The organism is Paenibacillus nanensis (assembly GCF_003583765.1).
Classification (GTDB): domain Bacteria; phylum Bacillota; class Bacilli; order Paenibacillales; family Paenibacillaceae; genus Pristimantibacillus; species Pristimantibacillus nanensis.
In genome coordinates, this window is record NZ_QXQA01000002.1 from 516,307 (window position 1) to 536,880 (window position 20,574).

Genomic DNA, 20,574 nt, shown 5'->3' on the forward strand with positions numbered 1-20,574 from the left:
GTCAATTATTCCTCCCCGCATACTAAGAATGAACCGTAACGTTTACCTTATTTTCCCTTCCTATCTTCTCCTTGACGTACTCGGCGATATGATAGGCGACATCGACGCCGTGCACCTTCCACGATTTCGCGAATTCCGGATTCTGATTCACTTCGCATACGACATAACGAAGCTGCCCGTAATCGAAGAACAAATCGGCGCCGTAAATGCCTTCTCCCAATACGCCGACCAAATCCCCGCAAATCGAGGAGATTTCGCCATTAATCTCGATCGGTTCGATTTCCGCTCCCAGATGCGTATTCGTCTTCCAATTTTCAGCCGATACCCGGCGAAAAGCAGCGATCGGCTTGCGTCCGACGATGACGACGCGAATGTCGTAATCGCCTTTTTCCACGTACTCCTGCACAAGGACGGGAAACGATTGGTGGCTCGGATCGACCGATTCCCTCGCGGCGATCCATCCCTCCAGGCATTCCTTCCCCGTCATCCTGGCGATTCCCCGCCCCCATGAGGACGTAGCGGGCTTGATGACGCATAAATCCCCGAAGTCCGAGAGCGCGTCGTACAGCTTCGCGGGGGTGAAGGCGACTTGGTAGCGAGGCTGCGGAATGCCGTGTTTTTCGAACACGATCGCCTGATGGATTTTATTCGTGCAAATGGCGATGGCTTTTGCCGAATTCAACGTTTCATATCCGGCAAGCTCGAGGAGCTGGGAGCGGCTCAGCGCGTTTTTTTGGGACAGGCACCGGATGAGGGCAAGCCCGTATAGCGGGACTTCGCCCCCTCCGACGGGCAGATCCATGGAGTCCAAATTCACTTGAACGCGGATGCCGAGCCGGCTGAGATGTTCGACGATAAGCTGCTCTTCTTCCCTTAGCTTCGTGACGCACAACAGAATGGCGCTTTCGTTCTCCATGGGATCCGCACCTACTCTCCCCAAGTTTCTTCGATTTCGGGCGCCAAAGCGATCGTAACGCGGCTTGCTTCAACCTGGACCTCGTGCTCCTGGCCGCAGGAATCGCATTCCACGATTTCTCCCGTGGTTGCCCGCTCTTCCACCTCAATGTCCGACTTGCATACGAGACAGCTAAGTTCTGCCATTCTCCTTGCACCTCCTAATGAAATTGGTAATGAATTTTATATAAAGTATGTGTTCAAAAAGCCCAGTTTTCAGCACCGAGAAGATCGGATAAAGCTAGGAAATGAGGAGCGGAGCGTAGTGGTAGCTACGTGAGCACCTGAAGCGTTTCCGTAGGAAACGCACTTCGAAAGCATACGCTCAGTTCCGGCTGAATTCGATATTCGACGTCGAGTAGGCTTCCCGATACGCTTCGTGATCAAAGGTGGGCTTTTTGAACAACCTCTATAACGGAATGAATCCCTTATAACTTACTTGACGATCAAGTCCCATTCGTTCACGTTGTTGAACGTGCCGAGGTTCAGCGGCTTGCCTGCGAGCACTTCCTTCGATACGACTTGCAGCCTCTTCTCGGAATACACGGCTAGCGTCGGCACGTCCTCGTGCAGCACCTCCTGAAGACGGTCGTATATCTCGTGGCGCTTCGCTTCGTCGATTTCTTGCTCGCCTTGGGCGATCAATTCATCGACGACCGGATTGTTGTACCGGATGACGCTTTCGGGATCGTCGCTTTTGTAGGTCGTGAAGTAGAGGCTGGGCTCGATGTAATAATCCCTCGTAAAAATCGTAATATCGTGTTCGCCCTTTTCGACTTTATCGATAAGCGTAGGGAAATCGTATTTTTGGACATCGATTTTAAGCCCTACGGCTTCCAAATTTTGCACTAAAATATCGGCTGCCTGTTCGCGGACTTTGTTGCCGACCGGAATGAGGAACGCAAGCTTACGGTTCGGGTCCCAGCCGGCTTCCTGCAGCAGCTCCTTCGCTTTCTCCGGATCGTAAGGGTAAGGCGCGATGTCCTTATTGAAGTAGGGGTGCCCGCTTGGGATGCCGCCGTCGATAATTTCCGCTTGGCCCTTGAGCAGCTGCTCCACGATAAGCGGCCGGTTCAGGGCATAAGCGATCGCTTGACGGACCTTTTTATCCGGCAGCTTCTCAATGTTGAAGAACAACTCCGCCGGCTCCGAGGCTGCAGCGGAAGTCACGTTGACGTTGTCGAAGCTTTTCACTTTGTCGTAATCCGTAATCGGAACGAGCCCGACCGGCAGCGAATTCATATGAACTTCCCCGGTCTGCAGCTGGGCGACCAGATTAGCCGCCGGCAGCACTTTGATGAAGATCGTATCGATTTTGGGAGCGCCCAAATAGTACTGTTCGTTTTTGGTCACTTCGACATACTGCCCTTGCTCGTAAGCGGCGAATCGGTATGGTCCGTTCGTAACTTCCGGCTTCTGAAAATAAGGATGCGTCGACAGTTGTTCCGGATTAACGTCTTTCAACAGATGCTCCGGCAAATAATAAACCTTCGCGCCGAATCGTTCGTTGAAGACGAGCGGATCAATCGGCGTTTTGGCCTTGATCTCGAACGTATGCGAGTCGATGATGCGGAGACCCGCGATTTCCGTCACGCCCTCCTCCAGCTTGCCGAAGTCGTTCAGCCCTTCGATGAAGCTCAGCTTGAACGAGGTTTCGACCTTGGCATGAAGCGCGAGCTTCAGCGTGAACGCAACGTCCGCCGTCGTGAACGGCGTCCCGTCGTTCCACTTGGCATCCGGACGCAGCTTAACCGTGAACGTCTGCTTATCCGCAGTTTCGATCGACTCCGCCAGCTTCGGGACGAACTCGGCAGACTCCGTCACGTCGAGCAGCGCGTCGTTAAGCAGTCCAATCGGGGCAAGCGATGCCGAATTGTCTTGCGTATTAATCTGGTTTAACGTGACCGGCGCGTTGACGATGCCGATCGTCAGCTTCTTCTCGGCTTGCACCGCTTCTTCCGTCGTTTGCGGCTTCGGCTCGACCGGAGCACCCTCGTCTGCGCTGTTTGATTGGCTGCAAGCCGCAAGCAATAGAGTTGCGACGGCTGCAATCAACAGGCTCGTTCGTTTGTATCGTTTCATTCCTTTTCCCACTCCTTCTATCTTCTGTTATCTCTTAAGCGAAACATGTCCGTCGGCCGACTACGCCTTCGCGTCGAGCGCGTCGCGCAGCCCGTCTCCGACGAAATTGACGGCCAGCACCGCAATAAGAATCATGCATCCTGCCGGCATCCAAAGCCATTGCTGCTCGGTCAATACGGTCAAGGACTGCGCGTCGTGCAGCATATTGCCGAGGCTCGCCTGCGGCGACTTCACGCCCATGCCGAGAAAGCTGAGTCCGGCTTCGCTTAGAATCGTACCGGCTACGCCGAATGTCGCGCTCACGATAATGGGGCCGATAATGGTCGGCAGCAAGTGGCGGAGTAAAATTCGCGGCATGCGGAACCCGAGCGCGACGCCCGCTTTTATGTAATCCAGCTCCTTCGCGGCCAATACGCTTCCCCGCACAAGCATGGCAACCGTAGGCCATTTGAATAAAGCGAGTACGAACATAATCGTGGCCATATCGGCTCCCAGGACGCTAACGATTACGAGCACGACCAGCATGTAAGGGAAGCTTAGAAAAATATCGGTAATTCTCATAACGGCCATATCGAGCCATCGGCCGTAATAGCCGGCGGCCATGCCCACGAAAGTACCGAACGTCACATAGATCGCAACGGTCGCAAAGCCGATGAACAGCGAGACGCGAGTTCCGTAGAGCAAGCGGCTTAACACGTCCCTGCCCACTTGATCGGTACCCAGCCAGTGGGCAGCCGAAGGCTTGGCGCCGAACGCGTTCATCACTTCATTCGGCGGATAAGGCGCGAGCCACGGAGCGAGCAAAGCGATCAGGATCAGCAGTATCATGACGGCCAGTCCCCAGACCGCAAGCTTGTGCCGGAAAAATTTTCGCCTAACCTGCCGGACGTAACCTTCGATCCTCGTATTCGGCTGTTCCCAAGGCAGCGTTGTCGCAGACATCAAGGCTTCCTCCCGTCATCCGTAAGTAATGCGCGGATCGGCTGCCGCATACAGCACATCCGTCAATAAATTGGTCAGCAGCACAACGCATGCCGCTATCAGGTTCAGTCCCATCAGTATCGGGTAATCGCGCGACAGGATGGCTTCCATCGTCAACTGGCCGATTCCCGGCCATTGGAACACTTGCTCGATGACGATGCTGCCGCCTAGCAGCAGAGGAATTTCCGCCCCGACTACGGCAATGACCGGAATTAGCGCGTTGCGCAGCGCGTGTTTATTCGTCACCGCAAGCTCCCGCAGTCCCTTCGCCCTGGCCGTGCGCAAATAGTCTTGACCTAACACTTCCAGCACGCTGGCCCGGACATACCGCACCTTCTTGCCCGCAATGGCGGCTCCCACCACCGTTACCGGCAAGATCATATGCAGAAGGACGTCGCCTGCTCCTCCGTCTCCGCCTAAGGTCGTCATGCCGCCGGTCGGCAGCCATTTCAGCTGTATGCCCGCCACGTAGATGAGCCCAAGTCCTAAGAAGAATGGCGGAATGGAGATGCCGAGGAAGGTTATCCCCGTCAGGAAGTAATCCAGCTTCGAATTCCGCTTCACGGCGCTGATGACGCCGACCGGTATCGCGATAAGTAATCCGAACAGCAGAGATGCGGCTGCAAGCAGTAAAGTCGGGCCGATTCGCTCCCCAATTAACCGGGAGACGGGGGCATAACTGCTGAAGGAGTATCCGAGATCGCCTTGGAGGACGCCGCTTAGCCAATTCGCGTACTGAGCGTAAAGCGGATCGTTCAAGCCAAGCCTCTCCCGCTTCAGCTCCAGCAGCTCCTTCGGAATATTGGGATTGATCAGCATGTCTACGGGATTGCCGGGCGCCAGATTCATGATGAGAAAGCTCAGTACCGTAATGCCGAAAAAAACGGGAACGGCGATGAAGAGCCTTCTGACGATATAAGTGCCCATTTCGTCTCTCCCTCCCTTTCTTCATGCAAGCGGATAATGACAGGCGACGGCATGCTCGTCATTCGTTAAGCTTGGGTCCTCCCCTCGGCACCGCTCCCGGGCGTACGGACAGCGGGTATGAAACCTGCAGCCAGGCGGCAGGCGCGACGGATCGGGCATGTCTCCTCGAATAATCGGACGATCCATGCCGCGGAGCAAAGGATCCGGCGGATGGTATGCGCCGAGCAGCAGCTTCGTATAAGGATGTCTGGGCTGGCGGAATAGGGATTCCGAAGGAGCCAGCTCCACGATCCGTCCCAAATACATGACGGCGACTCTCGTGCTCACCTGCTTCACGGCGCCGATTCCGTGGGCGATGAACAAGTAGGTCAGCTTCAGCTCCTCCTGCAAATCCTGCAGCAGTCCGAGGATTTGCGCCTGAATCGAGACGTCGAGCGCGGACACGGGCTCATCGCACACGATCAATTTGGGCTTCAGCGATAATGCCCTTGCGATGCCGATCCGCTGCTTCTGCCCGCCCGAGAACTCGTGAGGGTACCGATGTGCGGCCGCGCGCGGCAGCCCCACCAGCTGAAGCAGCCTTTCGACCTCGGCCTGTACGTCGCCGCGCTTCGCCAATCGATGGGCGATCATCGGCTCCGCCAGCGTATCGAATATTCGCATTCTAGGATGAAGAGAGGCATAGGGATCTTGAAAGACCATCTGTATTCGCTGCCTGACAGGTCTAAGCTCGCTCTGCGAGACATGCGTAATGTCTTCCCCCTCGAAAAGAACGCGCCCCGCATGCGGACGCTCCAGCCGGACGACGGAGCGCCCGATCGAAGACTTGCCGCAGCCCGATTCGCCGACAAGCCCGAGCGTCTCTCCCTCGTAAAGCGTCAAGCTGACGTCATCCACAGCTTTGACAAAGCCGGAAGCCCTCCCGAACAACCCTCGGCGAACCGGATAATACGTTTTAAGATTCTCAATCTGCAGCATCGGCTTCGGCATCGCCTCTCGAGCCATCATAAGTTCATCACCGGTCCGGAGCCAGGCAGCTCTTCCGGGGCAAGGCTGGACGAATGGGCTGCCCAGCATCTGACGCTATGATGGCCGCCTATCCTTTGCAAGCTCGGACTCTCGAGCCGGCATCGATCGTGCGCAGACTGGCAGCGAGGGTGAAAACGGCATCCTTCGGGCATGTCTCGGAGGGAGGGCACCGTTCCCGGGATCGGCTGCGCCCGTTTCCTTCCAGCGCCGTCAACGGCCGGTACCGCTTGGATAAGTCCCTGCGTGTACGGATGCCGCGGATCCCGGAATAAGGTAAACACATCCGCTTCTTCAACAACCTGCCCCGCGTACATAACAATGACCCGATCCGCCATTTCCGCCACGACGCCCAGATCATGGGTGACGAGCAGAATAGCCATGCCGCTGTCCTTCTGCATTTGTTTCATCAGCTGGAGAATTTGCGCTTGTATCGTCACGTCAAGGGCAGTCGTCGGCTCATCCGCGATTAACAGCTTCGGATTTCCCGCCATTGCCATGGCGATCATCACCCTCTGGCGCATGCCTCCCGACAACGAATGAGGATAGTCCTTCGCAACGGCTTCAGCCCTCGCGATGCCGACTTTCTTCAGCAGTTCTACCGCGATCGGCTTCGCTTCCTTACGGCTGCACTTCCGGTGAAGGCGCAGACACTCTCCGATCTGCTCGCCGATCTTCATGACGGGATTCAGCGACGTCATCGGTTCCTGGAAAATCATCGCGATTTCCTTCCCACGCAGCCGCCGCATCTCCGTTTCTCCGAAACTCGTAATGACGCTCCCGTCAAAACGGATTTCCCCATGCGTGACGACTCCGTTTGCGCCGAGCAACCCCATGATGGACAGCGAAGTCACGCTTTTCCCGCAGCCCGACTCCCCGACGAGCGCTATCGTTTCGCCGCGTCTCATCGCGAAGCTGACTTCGTCGACGGCAACGGCTTCTTCGTGTTCGGTTCGAAAGGCGATTCGCAGCCGATCGAGTTCGAGTAATCGAGCCATGCCTTCCACCCGCTCCCTTTCCTAGTGTGCATTTTCTTATTCTTATAATTCCTATCTGTTTAATAAACTTTGTCTACTAAAAGCATACCTGAACAGGATGCATTTGGATAATAGAAGAAATCTATTTGCAAATAGAAGAAATCTAAATCGATTCCTTCGACGGCAATGGCCGCTGGCCGCTCGCGGCCTTTCGGCCATCTAACGGACAGCGGCCATCGGAAGGGCGGCATGTCAACTATGCTGTTCAACCGGACGGGAAGCGTACCGGTTCTCCGGAATACGGAGCTCCAAGTGTCCCCGCAGTGTATCCGAATCGTATTCCGTCCGGAAGAGGCCGCGTTCCTGCAAGATCGGCACCACCTGCTCCACGAAATCGCGCAGCGAGGTCGGAAAAGGGGAGCTCACAATGAAGCCGTCCGCCGCTTCTTCTTCATGCCATTTCTGAATTAAATCGGCGATTTTCTCGGGCGTGCCGACGAACGGCGTTTTCGGGGACGCTGCCTGCAAAGCGACCTGCCGCAGCGTCAGATTTTGCTCCCTTGCCGTCCTCTTAATCCGGTCCGTGCTGCTGCGGAAGCTGTTGCTGCCGATGTCGCCCAGCTCCGGGAACGGCTCGTCAAGCGGATAACGGGAGAAATCGTGGTGGTCGAAGAAGCGTCCAAGCACTTGCAGGGCAAGCTCGATGCTTACAAGGCCGGCTAGCTCCTCGAACTTCCGGTCCGCTTCTTCTTGCGTGCGTCCGATGATCGGTCCGATGCCGGGAAGGATGATGATGTCATCCGCCGAACGGCCTGCGGCGACGGCGCGGCTTTTGACTTCCTTGTAGAACTTTTTTGCTTCCTCGATATCGTCATGACCCGTAAAGACAGCATCCGCGCTTGCCGCCGCCAGCTTAATGCCGCTTTCGGAGGAGCCCGCCTGGAACACGACCGGTTGGCCTTGCCTCGAGCGCGCTATATTAAGCGGTCCCTCGACCGAGAAGTACCGGCCGCGGTGGTTCAACCGGTGCATTTTCTCCGGGCGGAAGAAAACGCCCGTCTCCTTGTTGCGGACAAACGCGTCGTCCTCCCAGGAATCCCATAAGCCGCGGACGACCTCAAGATGCTCCTCCGCGATTTGATAACGCTCGCCGTGAGACGGATGCTCGATTTTCCCATAGTTTCTCGCGGATCCTTCGAGCGGGGAAGTGACGATATTCCACCCGGCTCTCCCTCCGCTAATATGGTCAAGGGACGCGAACTGTCTCGCAACGGTGAAAGGCTCGCTATAGGAGCTCGATAACGTGCCGACCAGCCCGATCTTGGACGTGACGCCAGCCAAGGCGGATAATATGGTGAGCGGCTCGAATCGGTTCAGAAAGTGAGGGATTGATTTTTCGTTAATGTACAAGCCGTCGGCAATGAAGACGAGGTCGAACTTTCCGGCTTCCGCGGTCAAAGCCTGCTCTTTGTAGAAAGGAAAGCTCACGCTCGCATCTGCGGGGACATCCGGATGGCGCCAAGCCGCCGCATTCCCTCCCACGCCGTGAATCAAGGCGCCTAATTTAATCGATTTCCGTCTGCTCATCTTTTCACCCCTATCGAACGTTCCACTTCCCTCAGCCGAATACGGTAGCTTTTCACGACCGAGTCTCCCTTCACAATGTCCTTCTCTTCGGCCCGTTCGAAGCCTAGCCTCTCGTATAACCGCACGGCAGTTTGCATCATATCGTTCGTGTGGAGATGGAGAATGTCGGCTCCCCATGCGCGCGACCGTTCGATACTCCCCGCGACCAGCGCCGCAGCGATGCCTCTTCCCCGCGCTCTGCGCGCAACGGCGAGCAGGCGCATAATCGGCCCGTGAATGTTCAATTCCGGCAAGCCGTATGCGGCATCCGATGTATCGTACAGATACACGCTCCCTAGAATGACGCCCTCCTCCGCGGCTACCAAACGGGCTTTCACATTGGCATCGGTCAAGGAATGGGCGATATTGTCCTTATACGCCTCCCACCGCTCCTTAGGCATCAGCTGCTCGTATTCCGCGTAAGCATCCTCCAGCACCGCTCTTATTGCTTCGGTATCCGACGGTTCCGCATCCCGTATGATAACCTTTCGGTTCGTCATCTCGCTCCCCCGCTTTCGTGATTCCGTATCTTGGCGATTTGCAGCAAATGATGCTCCAGATGGGCGACAAAGCCGCGAACGACTGCCGACAACGTAACTGTCTCGCCTTTGGCGTTCGTTCCCGTCTTCTCCCAATCCCCCGGCTCGAGCCGCTGAAACAACAAGCTGTTGTAGTCGAGCAGCGATTTGAACGCGGCGAGGATGTCGGCGGCATGCCCCTCGTTCGCTCTCTGCCCGGCCACCCAAGCATCTTGATTGAACGCGGGCAGCCTCGCTTCGGAACGGGCTAATATTTCCCGAATCCGGAACGATACGATCAGGTTATGATCGGCCAGATGGGCAAGCACCTCCGTTACGCTCCATGAATTCGGAGCGGCCTTCCATCTGAGCCCTTCCTCCGTCAACCCTTCGATGGCTTGTTTCAACTGTTCATGTGTGCGCAAATACGTATGGACATCAATCGCCAATTGGCTCATGAGTCTCTTTCACCTCTTTCTTCATTCGTGCTAGACGAATATTAAAATTGCTTCAGCGCGTCAACGGCAAGCGCGGCAAAAAACGAAGCGCCATGCTCCAGCGCACGCTCATCCACGTCGAACGCGGGGTGATGCCATTCATGCGGTCCGCCCGTCCCAAGAAAAACGAACAAGCCCGGCGTTTCCTTTAAATAGAAGGCAAAATCCTCCCCCGCCGGCGAAGGAGCCGGCGTAATTACGCGCAATCCGAGGTTCTCAGCCGTTCCTGAAGCAAGCTCAGCCCAGCCCGCGTCATTGCGCACCGCCGGAGGCCCGTCAAGCCATGATACCTCGGCTTTTGTTTCGAAGGCGCCTGCTATGCCAGCGACGATTTGCTCGAACCTCTCGCGCACTCTCGTCCGTATGCGCGGATCGAACGTGCGCAAGGTGCCGTCAAGCACGGCTTTGTCCGGTATGACGTTCCATGCGGTCCCGCTCTGAATCCGGGTCACGCTAATGACGGCGCTGTCGAGCGCGCCGACGTTGCGGCTGACGACGGATTGCAGCGCGGTGACGATATGCGCGGATACGACGATCGGATCAAGCCCGGCCTCGGGCACGGCCGCATGGCTTCCTCGGCCATGCACTTCAATGACGAAGCCGTCGGCGGCGGCCATAATCGGTCCGCCTTTGATGCCGATCGTGCCGACCGGCAGATCCGGTTTGTTGTGCAAGCCGAATATGGCCTTCACATCCTGGAGCGCGCCGCTTGCGATCATTTGCTGCGCGCCTTTCGCCTTCTCTTCCGCAGGCTGGAACAGGAACCGGACCGTTCCCGGCAGCTCGCTCTCCTTCTTCTTGAGCAGCAGAGCGGCGCCAATGGCGGCGGCCGTATGGAAATCATGCCCGCAGGCATGCATCTTGCCTTTGTTCAAGGAGGCGAACGGCAGACCTGTCTCTTCCTGCACAGGGAGCGCGTCGATATCGGCTCGGATTGCAATGACCGGGCCTCCCCATTCACCGCCGACTTCCGCGACGACGCCCGTCCGAAGCTTATAATCCGCGATGCGGATGCCCGCTTCCGTCAACCATCTACGAATAGCTGCCGTCGTTTCGAATTCTTCATGGGACAGCTCGGGATTGGCATGCAGATGCCTTCTCATGGCGATCAGTCGTTCCCCGAACGGCTCCAGCTTCAAGATGCTCATCGCTTCCCCTCCCTCACGCTTGCCGCCGCTTAGCGCGAGACGGCATGCTCCTCGAGTGCTTCCTTTAGCAGAGCCAAGGAGCGCGCGCGTTTCTCGTAATCCTCGATCACCGTCGTGAACACGAATTCCTCGACGCCATACGCTTCGCCAAGCTCCAGAATCCGGCTGCGGACCGTCTCCTTCGTGCCTTTCGTCACGTCGGCTTCGCGCACTTCGGCCGTAAAGGACTCCCCTGCTTGCCTTGCGAATTCTTCCGCTTGTTCCAGCGTGCTGACGTTAACGGTTTTGCCGCTGGCGAGCGTAACGCGAACGCTTAAGAGATCGCTTGCGATAGCCGCCGCCTCTTCTTCCGTATCCGACGCGATGACGGATAAAGCAAGAATCGCTTTGGGCTTCTCGCCCGCACTATAGTTGAAGCTCCGGCGATACGTTTCGAATGCTTGCCGGGCAGCGTCAGGATCATTGTTGATAAATAAAGCGAATACGTAAGGCAGCCCCCTCTCGGCTGCAAGCTCTGCGCTGGCCGCGCTCGTGCCAAGCACAAAAACGGCAGCCGGACGGCTGGGCAGCGGGCTCGCCTGCAGGCCGGCGAGCGGATGGTCTTCGCCTGCCGGTCCCCGCAGAAATCGCTGCAGTTCGATCAGCTTGTTTTCAAGCTTTTCCGTCTCCGCCCCCTGCAGAGCCTTCGTCGACCGCGGCAAACCTCCCGGCGCGCGGCCGATGCCGAGCTCCACTCTGCCCGGGGCCAGCGTGGCAAGGACGTTGAAATTTTCCGCTACCTTATAGGGCTGATAATGCTGCAGCATGACGCCACCCGAGCCGATTCGAATCGATTCGGTTTGGGCAAGCAAATAAGCGATAAGCACTTCGGGAGACGATCCCGCCAGACGATCCGAATCATGATGCTCCGACACCCAGAACCGCTCGTAACCAAGCGATTCCGCCAGTTGGGCTAATTTGACGGTGTTTTGCAGAGCTTCCGCAGCCGTCTGTCCCGGAAATACGATGCTTTGGTCCAATATGCCAAGCTTCAAGGCCATCGATATCTACTCCTCGCGATTAGATGGAATACGCGCTTTCCGGCGCGAATCGTTTCAGAAATTGTTTCGTTCTTTCCTCCTTCGGCGATTGAAATAATTCGCTCGGCTTCCCCTGCTCAACGATCGTTCCGTTATCCATGAAGACGACATGGCTCGCCACGTCTTGGGCAAAGCTCATCTCATGGGTAACGATGATCATCGTTATCCCTTCCTTCGCGATCTTGCGAATGACGGAGAGCACCTCTCCAACCAGCTCGGGATCGAGTGAGGACGTGGGTTCGTCGAACAGGATCACCTTCGGACCGAGCGCGAGCGCCCGCGCGATCCCTACACGCTGCTGCTGTCCGCCGGACAATTGACTCGGATAGGCATCCAGCTTATCACCGAGTCCCACCTTCTCGAGCAGCTCCACGCTTCGAAGCCGCGCCTGCTCCTTCGGCAGCTTATGCACGACGACGAGTCCCTCCATGACGTTCTCGAGCGCCGTTTTATGCCGGAACAGATTATATTGCTGGAACACCATCGCCGACTTTTTGCGCAAATGATGGATATCCGCTTTAGTCGGTCGCTTGCAATGAACGGTGAAGCCGTCGATCGTGATTTCCCCGTCGCTCGGCCGCTCCAAATAGTTGATGCAGCGGAGCAAAGTCGTTTTGCCCGAACCGCTCGGTCCCAAAATAGCGACGACATCGCCTTTCCCGACGGTTAGATCGATGCCGTGCAGCACCTCCTGCCGCCCGTACGATTTTTTGATTTGAGACAGCTTGATCATGACACGCCCCCCCGGTTATACATTTGGAATCGCTTCTCCGCCATGGCGGTTACCCGCTCGATGAGGAACGTCAACCCCCAATACAGGACGGCGGCCGCGATGTACGCTTCGAAAAACTTCCAGTTGGAAGATGCGATGATCTGCGATTTGGCGTTAATGTCGACGACCGAAACCGTGAACACCAGCGTGGAGCCGTGCAGCATGCTGATCGTGCTATTGGAAAGATTGGGCAGTAAAATCGCGAACGCCTGCGGGAAGACGATTCGGCGAATCGCTTGCGAGGTCGTCATCCCAACCGAATAAGCCGCTTCGATTTGACCCTTGTCGACCGCGAGAAGTCCCGAACGGACGACTTCGGACAAATAGGCGCCTGCCGTAATGGAAAACGCAATGTAAGCAAATCCGATCATCGGGATCGATACCGAACGGAACGGCCAGCCGAAGCTCTCGCAGATCGCGTCAATAACGAAGGGAAGCCCGAAATAAACCAGCAGCAGATGAGTCAGCATAGGCGTCCCGCGAATGAAAGTGACGTAGGCGGCCGCGGCGGCATTCAGCACGGGCACTCGGTTGATCCGAATAAGGGCAACAACTGTCCCGATGGCAAGGCCGCAAACGACGGATACCCCGGTTACGGCCAGCGTAGTCGGAATCGCCGTCAGCAATTGGAGCAGCGCGGTCCATATAAACGATAAATCCAGCTTCATAACCGGGCCTCCTTCCTTCGCCATTTCGATGCCGCCAAATTTTTGCGAAGAAACGATATTTTGACTAAGGGATCTTTCGTTAACCCCGCAGCCGCCGGTTCATGGCGAAGCAGTCTCTTCTCGAGCCGGTCGAACAGCTTCTGCAGCGCAAAGCTAATGATGAAATAAAGCGCCGCGAGCGAAATATAAATTTCGATGAACCGCTGAGAGAGCGTGCCCATCGTCTGCGCTTTACCCGTAATGTCTAGGATGCCGAGGGTGAAGGCAAGCGACGTGTCCTTCAGATTGCCGATGACGACATTGCCGAATACCGGAATGGAGATGGACAGCGCTTGCGGCAGAACGATCCGGCTGAATGCCTGAAACCCGTTCATGCCCACGGCATAAGCCGCTTCCACTTGACCGCGGTCCACAGCCGACACCGCTCCCCGAATCAATTCGGAAATGTACGCTCCGCTATGCAGCGAATAGGTGAGAATGACGAAAAATAACGCAGGCGTTCTCGTCAAGTCGACGTAAACGAGTTTCAGCACTTCCGGAACGCCGTAATAGAACAGGAACAGCTGAATCAGAATCGGCGTGCCTCGAAAAAACGACACGTACATCTGCGACAGTCTCCTCAGTACCGGAATACGGTACAGCTGGGGAAGCGCGACGAGAAGCCCGATTATCGTGCCGATGCCGATGGAGCTTCCTACGATGAGAAGTGTAACCTTGAGGGACGGAAGCAATCTGTAAAAAAATTCAAAGACGTAGGCAATCTCAAACTGGTGTTGACCCATCTTTCGTATTCACTCCTCCAGCCGGACTCGTATGCCGCTTGCGGCCTCTTATTTCGAGAAGTCTTGGCCGAGCCACTGCTCGCTAATTTTTTTGAGCGTACCGTCCGCTTTCAGTTCTTTGATCGTGGCATCGACCGCATCGGACAGCTTTTTGGACTCCGGATCGTTTTTGCGGAATACGTACAGGATATTGCCTTCGTTGAGCGGTTCCCCGACCGTCTTCAGCTTGCCTTGCGGGTCTTTGATCGGGAGCAGGAAATCGGCTCCGAGCGTAGCGTACACGCGCCCCGACGTAATCTGGAGCACTTCGTCGTTCGCGTCGTTCTGCTGATAGACGATCTCGATCGCGTTGTCGTTTTCTTTGTTATAGTTTTCGAGAATTTGGGCTTGCGCGCTTGTCGGACCGATAAGCACTTTCTTGCCTTTCAAGTCGTCCAGCGTCTGGATCGGATCCGCGTTATCCGACGCTACGATGATTTTGTTCCGCCAATAGGCGTACGGCTCTTGGTTAAAGTCAAACTTTTCGGCCCGTTCTGGATTTTTTTCGAACAGATGGGCGGCGATATCAACCTTTTTGGTTTCCAGGCTAAGCAAAATGTTGGAGAACTCCAGCGTCTGGAATTCGAACTCGTATTGCTCCAGCCGTTTGTCGATCTCGCGAATAAGCTCGACGTCGAAGCCGGTCAGGTTGCCTTTATCGTCAAGGAAAGCGACTTGCTCGAAGTCGTTTGCCGTGCCTACGATAACTTTTTTGGCGGTTTCGCCGTCAGCCGATCCACTGGCCGGTTTATTGCCGTTGCTTCCGCAGGCGGAAGCAAAAATGGCAAGGGCAAGCGTTAATGCAACTACCGTAATCTTTTTCATTGTAAAGACCTCCATGTTTTTCGTTTTTTAACCTCATAATCCCTACTGGTTAAGTGTGAATTAAGAGCTGATCTAACTGTAGCATCAAGCTTCCGGGATGGATAATAGAGAAGTTCTATCTATTTATATAACAATTCGATATCGTTTTTTTCGCCGTACAGCTCCTTGCCGATGCTCATGATCGCTTCAATGAACGGCGCATGTTTCCCGTGGCAGGAAACGATATTCGTCTGAAGCGTAATCGCTTCCGTCTCCTGCATCGGGATCGGCACCAGCTTTCCGCTTCTCGTTTCTTCTTGCGCGCTGAGACTTGGCAAGAAGCCGATGCCTGCCTTCCGGATGACCAACTTTTTGGCCGTCTCCGAATTATCGGTAAGGAACTGGATATTCGGAGGATGATCGAGGCCGCCGAACATACGATGCACCCGAAGCCAGTCGAGCGCGCCGCATTCGAAAAATACGAGCGGCTGAACCGCGATTTGCTCGATCGTAACCCTATCCATGTGTAGGAAAGGATGTCCTTCGTAGACATACAGCCGGATGGGATCCTCGTAAAACTTGGCCGATTGCAAATTCGGATGGCTGACGTTGCGCACGAATCCGATATCCACCTCCTTATTGACGACCTTGCCGATGATATCGTCCGTCGTTCCGGTAACGAGTTTGAAGTGGGTGTTCGGAAAGCGCTGCTTCAGCCTTGACAGCACATCCGGTATCGTGTAATTCGAAACCGATACGGTACACCCTAGTCTCAGCTCTTCCGGCAATGATTTTTTCTGATTGATATGAAGCTTGCCCTTCTGGTACGTCATCAATATTTGCTGCGCATACGGCAAAAACTTTTTGCCTTCCTCCGTAATTTGAATTTGCTTGCCGATGCGGTCGAACAGCTTGCAGTTCAGCTCGCGTTCCAGGGACTGGATCCGGGCGCTTACGGACGGCTGGGATAAGAACAGGATGTCGGCTGCTTTGTTGTAACTGCCGTAATGGACAATGAATACGAATGCTTCGATGTTATCGATATTGATGGCGCACACCTCCGGTTCGTCTCGAATGGTAGATTGTTCCGAATAAACAAAAGAGACCCCCGCAATCATAGAAGGCATGAAAGAGGAAGGTCTCCGGTGATCCGGTAGACGCGATAGCAGGAATAATCGCATCTTCATATTCGGTTGGTTTCCAATACTACACTATTCCGATTTATTTACTGAGATTTGTTATAGGTTATCATCGATATACAAAATCTGTCAATAGGTTATTCCTGCGCGTTTTATTATCCCATGCAAATAAACGCAGAGCCGCCCATCTGCTCTGCGTTCATCTTTCTCCTTATCCCCATCTCCATGCGGCAGAGCCGCGCTTCGTGTACAGTTCGCTCCGCCTTAGCCCTTTAAAGACCCCGCGAGCGCCCCCGATATGAAATACCGCTGCAAGAATACAAACAAAACGACCATAGGCGCCGCCGTCACAACGACACCCGTCAGCAGCAGCGGATAGTCCGTAATGTACTCCCCGCGGAACCGCAGCAGCGCGAGCGGCAGCGTCAGCTTGTCTTTGCCGTTAATGAGCAGCATCGGGAATAGCAGGTCGTTCCACACGATCACGAACAGGAAGGCTGCCGTGGCGGCAAGGAAGGGCGCGCACAAAGGGAAGACGATGCGGACCAGCGTCGTCCAGTGCCCGGCGCCGTCGATCTCCCCCGCCTCCAGCAGCTCGCGGGGCAGCGTCTTCATGAAGCCCGACAGCATAAAGACGGAAAGCGGCAGCAGCACCGACACCGTTACGAGCACCAGCGCCGTTAGACTATTGCTCCAGCCGAGCTTTTGCAGCAGCGAATATAGCGGAATCATATTTACGTGGGACGGTACCATGAGTCCTGCCGCGAACAAGGCGAACAACGCTCCAGCCATTCGTTTTCCCGACCGCATAATCGCGTATGCAACGCAGCCGGCGATCAGCAGCTCGGCGGCGACCGAGAACACCGTCACGACGACACTATTGCGAAAATACGCCCACATCGGCTGCCCATCGAATAACGCCGCAAAATTATGGAACGTCCAGGAAGCGGGCAGACTGAGCGGATCCGCGTAAAATTCCGGTCTCGTCTTAAACGCCGTTATGACAACAATCGCGAGCGGCGCCAGAATAAGAGCCGCGAACGCGGCCAGCAAAAGCCGGCTGAGCCAATTCAATAGCATTTCAAATACCTCCGTTGCTAGTAGGATATGCGGTCCGTTCGCAGCAGACGGAATTGCAGGAACGTAATGATCGAGATCAGCGCGAGGAAGAAGACGGACGCCGTCGCCGCTTTCCCGAACGTGTAGCTGAGGAACGCCGAGCCGTAAATGTAGGTCGACAAGATTTCGGTGGAGTAGGCCGGACCTCCGCCCGTCATCGTGAAGACGAGATCGAATGCTTTGAACGACTGGATCGTCGTATACGACACTACGATCGCGGCGGCGGGCGCCAGCAGCGGCCACGTAATGCGGAAGAAAAGGCTGAAGCGTCCGGCCCCGTCCAACCGGGCGGATTCGAGCAGCTCCTTCGGAATCGACTGCAACCCCGCCACGAATAAAATGACCATTTGTCCAATATGCGCCCAAGCCTGAACGGCGGCGACGGAGAAAATCGCGATTGCGGAGTCGCCAAGCCAATTTTGTGCCCACGTGGATAATCCAACCCGCTCAAGCAACGCGTTTAGCGAGCCTAGCGTCGGATCGTAAATAAATGTCCAAATAAAACCGACCGACACGGACGAAAGGACGGTTGGAAGGAAATACAGCGCTCTGAGCGCCACAATCGCCTTCGATTGCCGGGTCAGCCGCAGCGCGAGGAGCAGCGAGATGACCGTCTGGCTCAGTAGGATCGCGGCCATGAACTTTAAATTGTTGACGAGCGATTTGTGAAAGACGATATCTTGCGATACGGCCGCGTAGTTGTCAAATCCGATATACCGATAGGACGGCGATAAGCCGTCCCAATCGGTGAATGAATAATAAAAACCGGTGAGCGTCGGGTAGATGAAGAATAATGCGTACAACAGCAAGCCCGGCGCCCAGAATGGCATAAGCTTCATCCATTTCTTCATGGGATTACTTCCCTATCTGCTGATCGACGATCGCTTGCGCTTCTTCCGCGGCTTTTTGCGGTTCGGTTCCGCCAAGCACCGCCTGAATGGAGCTGAGCACGGCTTCCTGCACTTCCGTGTTCGTAATCGTAAAGCGAGGCTGGAAGCGCGTTTTTTTCGTGGTCCACTCCGATACCACCTTCAGCTCTTCGGATGTATAGTCCACATCCTTCACCGTCACGTTCTGGCCCGTTCCGTTCGCGTATTCCGCCGCGATGTCTTTGCGGCTCAAAAATTCGATAAACAGCTTCGCTTCTTCCGGATGCTTCGACTTGCTATTAACGGCGAGCATAAACGTTGTCGTATGGATGCCCTCGAACACGGCTTGATCGGCCGGAACGGTAATCGGCGCTAGCAGCTTCTGGCGGAGATTCGGATTGCTCGCTTTATTGCCCGCCAGCTGATAGGAACCGCTTGCCAGAATAGCTGCCTTCTCCTGGATAAACAAGGCGTTTGCCGCATCGGCCTTCGTGCCGAGCGCATCCTTCTGGAAGTACCCATTATCGTTCAGTTCCTTGAATTGGGTCAGCGTCTTGACCCACCATTCGTCGGTTAGCTTCGCCTCCCCCGCTTGCAGCTTGGCGAAAATTTGTTCATCGGGGGCATTGTTCATGACCATCGGGTTCATGAATTGACCGGGACCGATATCCGCTCCCGCGAAGGCGATCGGCGTCAGACCGGCGGCCTTCAGCTTCTCCGCGGCGGCCAAGAAGCCGTCCCAGTCCTTCGGCACTTCGATTCCGTGCTGCTCGAACAAAGCTACGTTGTAGATCGGTATATTGTAGACGAGCTGGTACGGCAGCGCCAGCTGCTTGCCATCCTTTTGTCCCGCTTCGATAAGGGCCGGCTCATAGGCGCTGACGAATGACTCGCCCGACAGATCCGCGAACAATCCCGCCTTGGCGATCGCTTCGAACTGCGCGCCCGGGAACGAGGTGAAGACGTCGCCGACGGAGCCGTCGATCAGCTTGGCCTGCACCGTCGATTGGTATTGGTCGGACGGAAACACCTGCGTTTCCACATGAATGCCCGCATGCTCCTGCTCGAACTTGTCGATGATGACGTCGAGGACAGCCTGGTCCTCCCCGCGCCAATGCAGAAAGCTGATCGTGACGGGATCTTTGACGCCCGAACCTGCTTGCTTCGTTTCGCCGGCTGCTCCTCCGCTATCGTTGTTATTCGCGCTATTGCCCAAGCCATTGCCGGACCCGCATGCGGCAAGAACCGTTACGAGCAGCGCTGCCGCTATGACTAGCGCGATTTTGGATAATTTGAATATCGATTTCATCTCTATTTCCTCCCAATGTTATGAACTAGTCACATGGCCTTGCTCCAGCCGGAGCTCTCTTTCCACCAGCTTCCGCTTCACGAGCGGAAGCAGCAGCCTTCCCGATATCTCGGCTTCTTCCAGGTGCGGATACCCGGATAAAATAAAGGAGGTAACGCCCGCGTCGACGAATTCGAGCAGCCGGTCGGAAACCTGCTTCGGCGTGCCGACGAAAGCGACCGCCCCTCCGCCGCGGATAGCGGACAAGCCCGACCATAGGTTAGGGCCGATCACGAAGTCATTCTCCTGCGATTGCTGCCACAGTTCCATTTGCCGTTTCTGGTTCGTGGCGTCCGTCTTCGCGTGAAGCTTCTCTCTCGACTTCAGCAGCTCCGGATCGGCCTTGCTTAGAATCCGCCAAGCCGCCGCCCATGCCTCCTCTTCCGTCTCACGGACGACCAGCTGCGCCCGAATGCCGTACTTTAGCTGGCGCTTGATCCCTTTTGTCTCCTCCAGTTCCTTCAAGTAACCTTGCATCTCGGCGATTTGCCCTTTAATCCAATCCAGCGGCTCCGTCCACATCAAATACACGTCCGCGGTTTCCGCGGCGACGCGTTTGCCCGCCTCCGAGCTCCCGCCGAAGTACAGCGGCGGATGCGGCTTTTGTGAAGGGGCCGGCTTGCTTACGCCGCCCTCGACTTGGTAATGCGTGCCTGCGTAGTTAAATCCGTCAAGGTAATCGCCGTCGTGCTGCCATACCCCTTTGACGACCTCCAAAAATTCCTTCGTCCGCTCATAGCGCTCGTCATGGCTGCCGTGGAGCGGATCGCCGGTTGCTTTGAGGTCGGCCGGATAATGCCCCGTCACGACGTTAATGAGGGCTCTTCCTCCGGACATCCGGTCGAGCGTCGCCGCCATTCTGGCTGCGAGCACCGGCGTGATGAGGCCGGGACGCATGGCGATCAGCGGCTTAAGCCGTTCTGTAGCCGACGCTACCCAGGAGCCTACGATCCAGCCATCCCAGCAATCGCCTCCCGCTGGAATCAGAGCAAACTCGTAGCCCGCTTGTTCCGCCGCTTGAGCGACTTGCGCGAAATACTGCTGCGACGGCTCCCTCTCCGCCGGCACGCCGACAAATTCGCCGTCTCCGTTCGTTGGAATAAACCAGCCGAATTCCACTTTATCCGTTGTTTTCATCATAATCGTCTCCCTTTGCACTTCGTTGTCGAATAGCCCGCAAAAAAAAGCAACAACAAAGTATGCCTGCTTGAGGCCTCGC

21 protein-coding genes are annotated in these 20,574 nt (G+C 55.8%); all 21 read right to left on the reverse strand.

Translation table 11 applies throughout. The annotated features are described in order from the left end of the window. Positions 1–22 precede the first annotated feature (22 nt). A complete protein-coding gene (locus D3P08_RS05435) occupies positions 23–916 on the reverse strand; it encodes a RimK family alpha-L-glutamate ligase (protein WP_119598415.1) in 894 nt (297 codons plus the stop codon). Between the two features lie 11 nt (positions 917–927). Next, positions 928–1,101 carry a lysine biosynthesis protein LysW gene (locus tag D3P08_RS05440; RefSeq protein ID WP_119598416.1) on the reverse strand — a complete coding sequence of 58 codons (174 nt, stop codon included), beginning with the start codon at positions 1,099–1,101 and terminating at the stop codon, positions 928–930. Between the two features lie 288 nt (positions 1,102–1,389). Continuing rightward, positions 1,390–3,036, reverse strand: coding sequence for an ABC transporter substrate-binding protein (locus D3P08_RS05445; protein ID WP_119598417.1), 1,647 nt, complete (start codon positions 3,034–3,036; stop codon positions 1,390–1,392). A gap of 60 nt (positions 3,037–3,096) precedes the next feature. Continuing rightward, on the reverse strand, positions 3,097–3,978 hold the full coding sequence (gene opp4C, locus D3P08_RS05450; RefSeq protein ID WP_119598418.1) for an oligopeptide ABC transporter permease: 882 nt from the start codon (positions 3,976–3,978) through the stop codon (positions 3,097–3,099). Positions 3,979–3,993: 15 nt separating this feature from the next. After that, the gene (locus D3P08_RS05455; protein ID WP_119598419.1) at positions 3,994–4,944 is read right to left on the reverse strand and encodes an ABC transporter permease; all 951 of its coding nucleotides are present in this window, start codon (positions 4,942–4,944) and stop codon (positions 3,994–3,996) included. Between the two features lie 21 nt (positions 4,945–4,965). Then, positions 4,966–5,949: an ABC transporter ATP-binding protein gene (locus D3P08_RS05460; protein ID WP_420819014.1), complete on the reverse strand. Its 984-nt coding sequence runs from the start codon at positions 5,947–5,949 to the stop codon at positions 4,966–4,968. Continuing rightward, positions 5,949–6,968 (reverse strand): ABC transporter ATP-binding protein, encoded by a 1,020-nt coding sequence (locus tag D3P08_RS05465; protein WP_119598421.1) that lies wholly within the window; start codon positions 6,966–6,968, stop codon positions 5,949–5,951. Before D3P08_RS05465 ends, D3P08_RS05460 begins: the two co-directional genes overlap by 1 nt. Positions 6,969–7,199: 231 nt before the next feature. Then, positions 7,200–8,534 (reverse strand): LLM class flavin-dependent oxidoreductase, encoded by a 1,335-nt coding sequence (locus D3P08_RS05470; protein WP_119598422.1) that lies wholly within the window; start codon positions 8,532–8,534, stop codon positions 7,200–7,202. Further along, positions 8,531–9,073 (reverse strand): GNAT family N-acetyltransferase, encoded by a 543-nt coding sequence (locus D3P08_RS05475; RefSeq protein WP_119598423.1) that lies wholly within the window; start codon positions 9,071–9,073, stop codon positions 8,531–8,533. Before D3P08_RS05475 ends, D3P08_RS05470 begins: the two co-directional genes overlap by 4 nt. Next, on the reverse strand, positions 9,070–9,549 hold the full coding sequence (locus D3P08_RS05480; RefSeq protein ID WP_119598424.1) for a DinB family protein: 480 nt from the start codon (positions 9,547–9,549) through the stop codon (positions 9,070–9,072). The genes D3P08_RS05475 and D3P08_RS05480 overlap by 4 nt, the downstream gene beginning before the upstream one ends. Positions 9,550–9,590: 41 nt before the next feature. Beyond that, positions 9,591–10,736 carry an amidohydrolase gene (locus D3P08_RS05485; protein ID WP_119598425.1) on the reverse strand — a complete coding sequence of 382 codons (1,146 nt, stop codon included), beginning with the start codon at positions 10,734–10,736 and terminating at the stop codon, positions 9,591–9,593. A gap of 29 nt (positions 10,737–10,765) precedes the next feature. Next, positions 10,766–11,776: an LLM class flavin-dependent oxidoreductase gene (locus tag D3P08_RS05490; protein WP_119598426.1), complete on the reverse strand. Its 1,011-nt coding sequence runs from the start codon at positions 11,774–11,776 to the stop codon at positions 10,766–10,768. Positions 11,777–11,795: 19 nt separating this feature from the next. Continuing rightward, a complete protein-coding gene (locus D3P08_RS05495; RefSeq protein ID WP_119598427.1) occupies positions 11,796–12,548 on the reverse strand; it encodes an amino acid ABC transporter ATP-binding protein in 753 nt (250 codons plus the stop codon). After that, the gene (locus D3P08_RS05500; protein ID WP_119598428.1) at positions 12,545–13,255 is read right to left on the reverse strand and encodes an amino acid ABC transporter permease; all 711 of its coding nucleotides are present in this window, start codon (positions 13,253–13,255) and stop codon (positions 12,545–12,547) included. Before D3P08_RS05500 ends, D3P08_RS05495 begins: the two co-directional genes overlap by 4 nt. Further along, on the reverse strand, positions 13,252–14,037 hold the full coding sequence (locus D3P08_RS05505) for an amino acid ABC transporter permease (RefSeq protein ID WP_119598429.1): 786 nt from the start codon (positions 14,035–14,037) through the stop codon (positions 13,252–13,254). Before D3P08_RS05505 ends, D3P08_RS05500 begins: the two co-directional genes overlap by 4 nt. A 48-nt stretch (positions 14,038–14,085) precedes the next feature. Further along, positions 14,086–14,901, reverse strand: coding sequence for a transporter substrate-binding domain-containing protein (locus D3P08_RS05510; protein WP_119598430.1), 816 nt, complete (start codon positions 14,899–14,901; stop codon positions 14,086–14,088). A gap of 119 nt (positions 14,902–15,020) precedes the next feature. After that, positions 15,021–16,007, reverse strand: a complete 987-nt coding sequence (locus tag D3P08_RS05515) for a LysR family transcriptional regulator (RefSeq protein ID WP_338068705.1) — start codon at positions 16,005–16,007, stop codon at positions 15,021–15,023. A gap of 276 nt (positions 16,008–16,283) precedes the next feature. After that, positions 16,284–17,099: a carbohydrate ABC transporter permease gene (locus D3P08_RS05520; RefSeq protein ID WP_119598431.1), complete on the reverse strand. Its 816-nt coding sequence runs from the start codon at positions 17,097–17,099 to the stop codon at positions 16,284–16,286. Positions 17,100–17,116: 17 nt separating this feature from the next. Next, on the reverse strand, positions 17,117–17,989 hold the full coding sequence (locus D3P08_RS05525; protein WP_119598432.1) for a carbohydrate ABC transporter permease: 873 nt from the start codon (positions 17,987–17,989) through the stop codon (positions 17,117–17,119). Between the two features lie 4 nt (positions 17,990–17,993). Then, a complete protein-coding gene (locus D3P08_RS05530; protein ID WP_119598433.1) occupies positions 17,994–19,316 on the reverse strand; it encodes an ABC transporter substrate-binding protein in 1,323 nt (440 codons plus the stop codon). 18 nt (positions 19,317–19,334) lie between these two features. Further along, the gene (locus tag D3P08_RS05535; RefSeq protein ID WP_119598593.1) at positions 19,335–20,492 is read right to left on the reverse strand and encodes an LLM class flavin-dependent oxidoreductase; all 1,158 of its coding nucleotides are present in this window, start codon (positions 20,490–20,492) and stop codon (positions 19,335–19,337) included. Positions 20,493–20,574 lie beyond the last annotated feature (82 nt).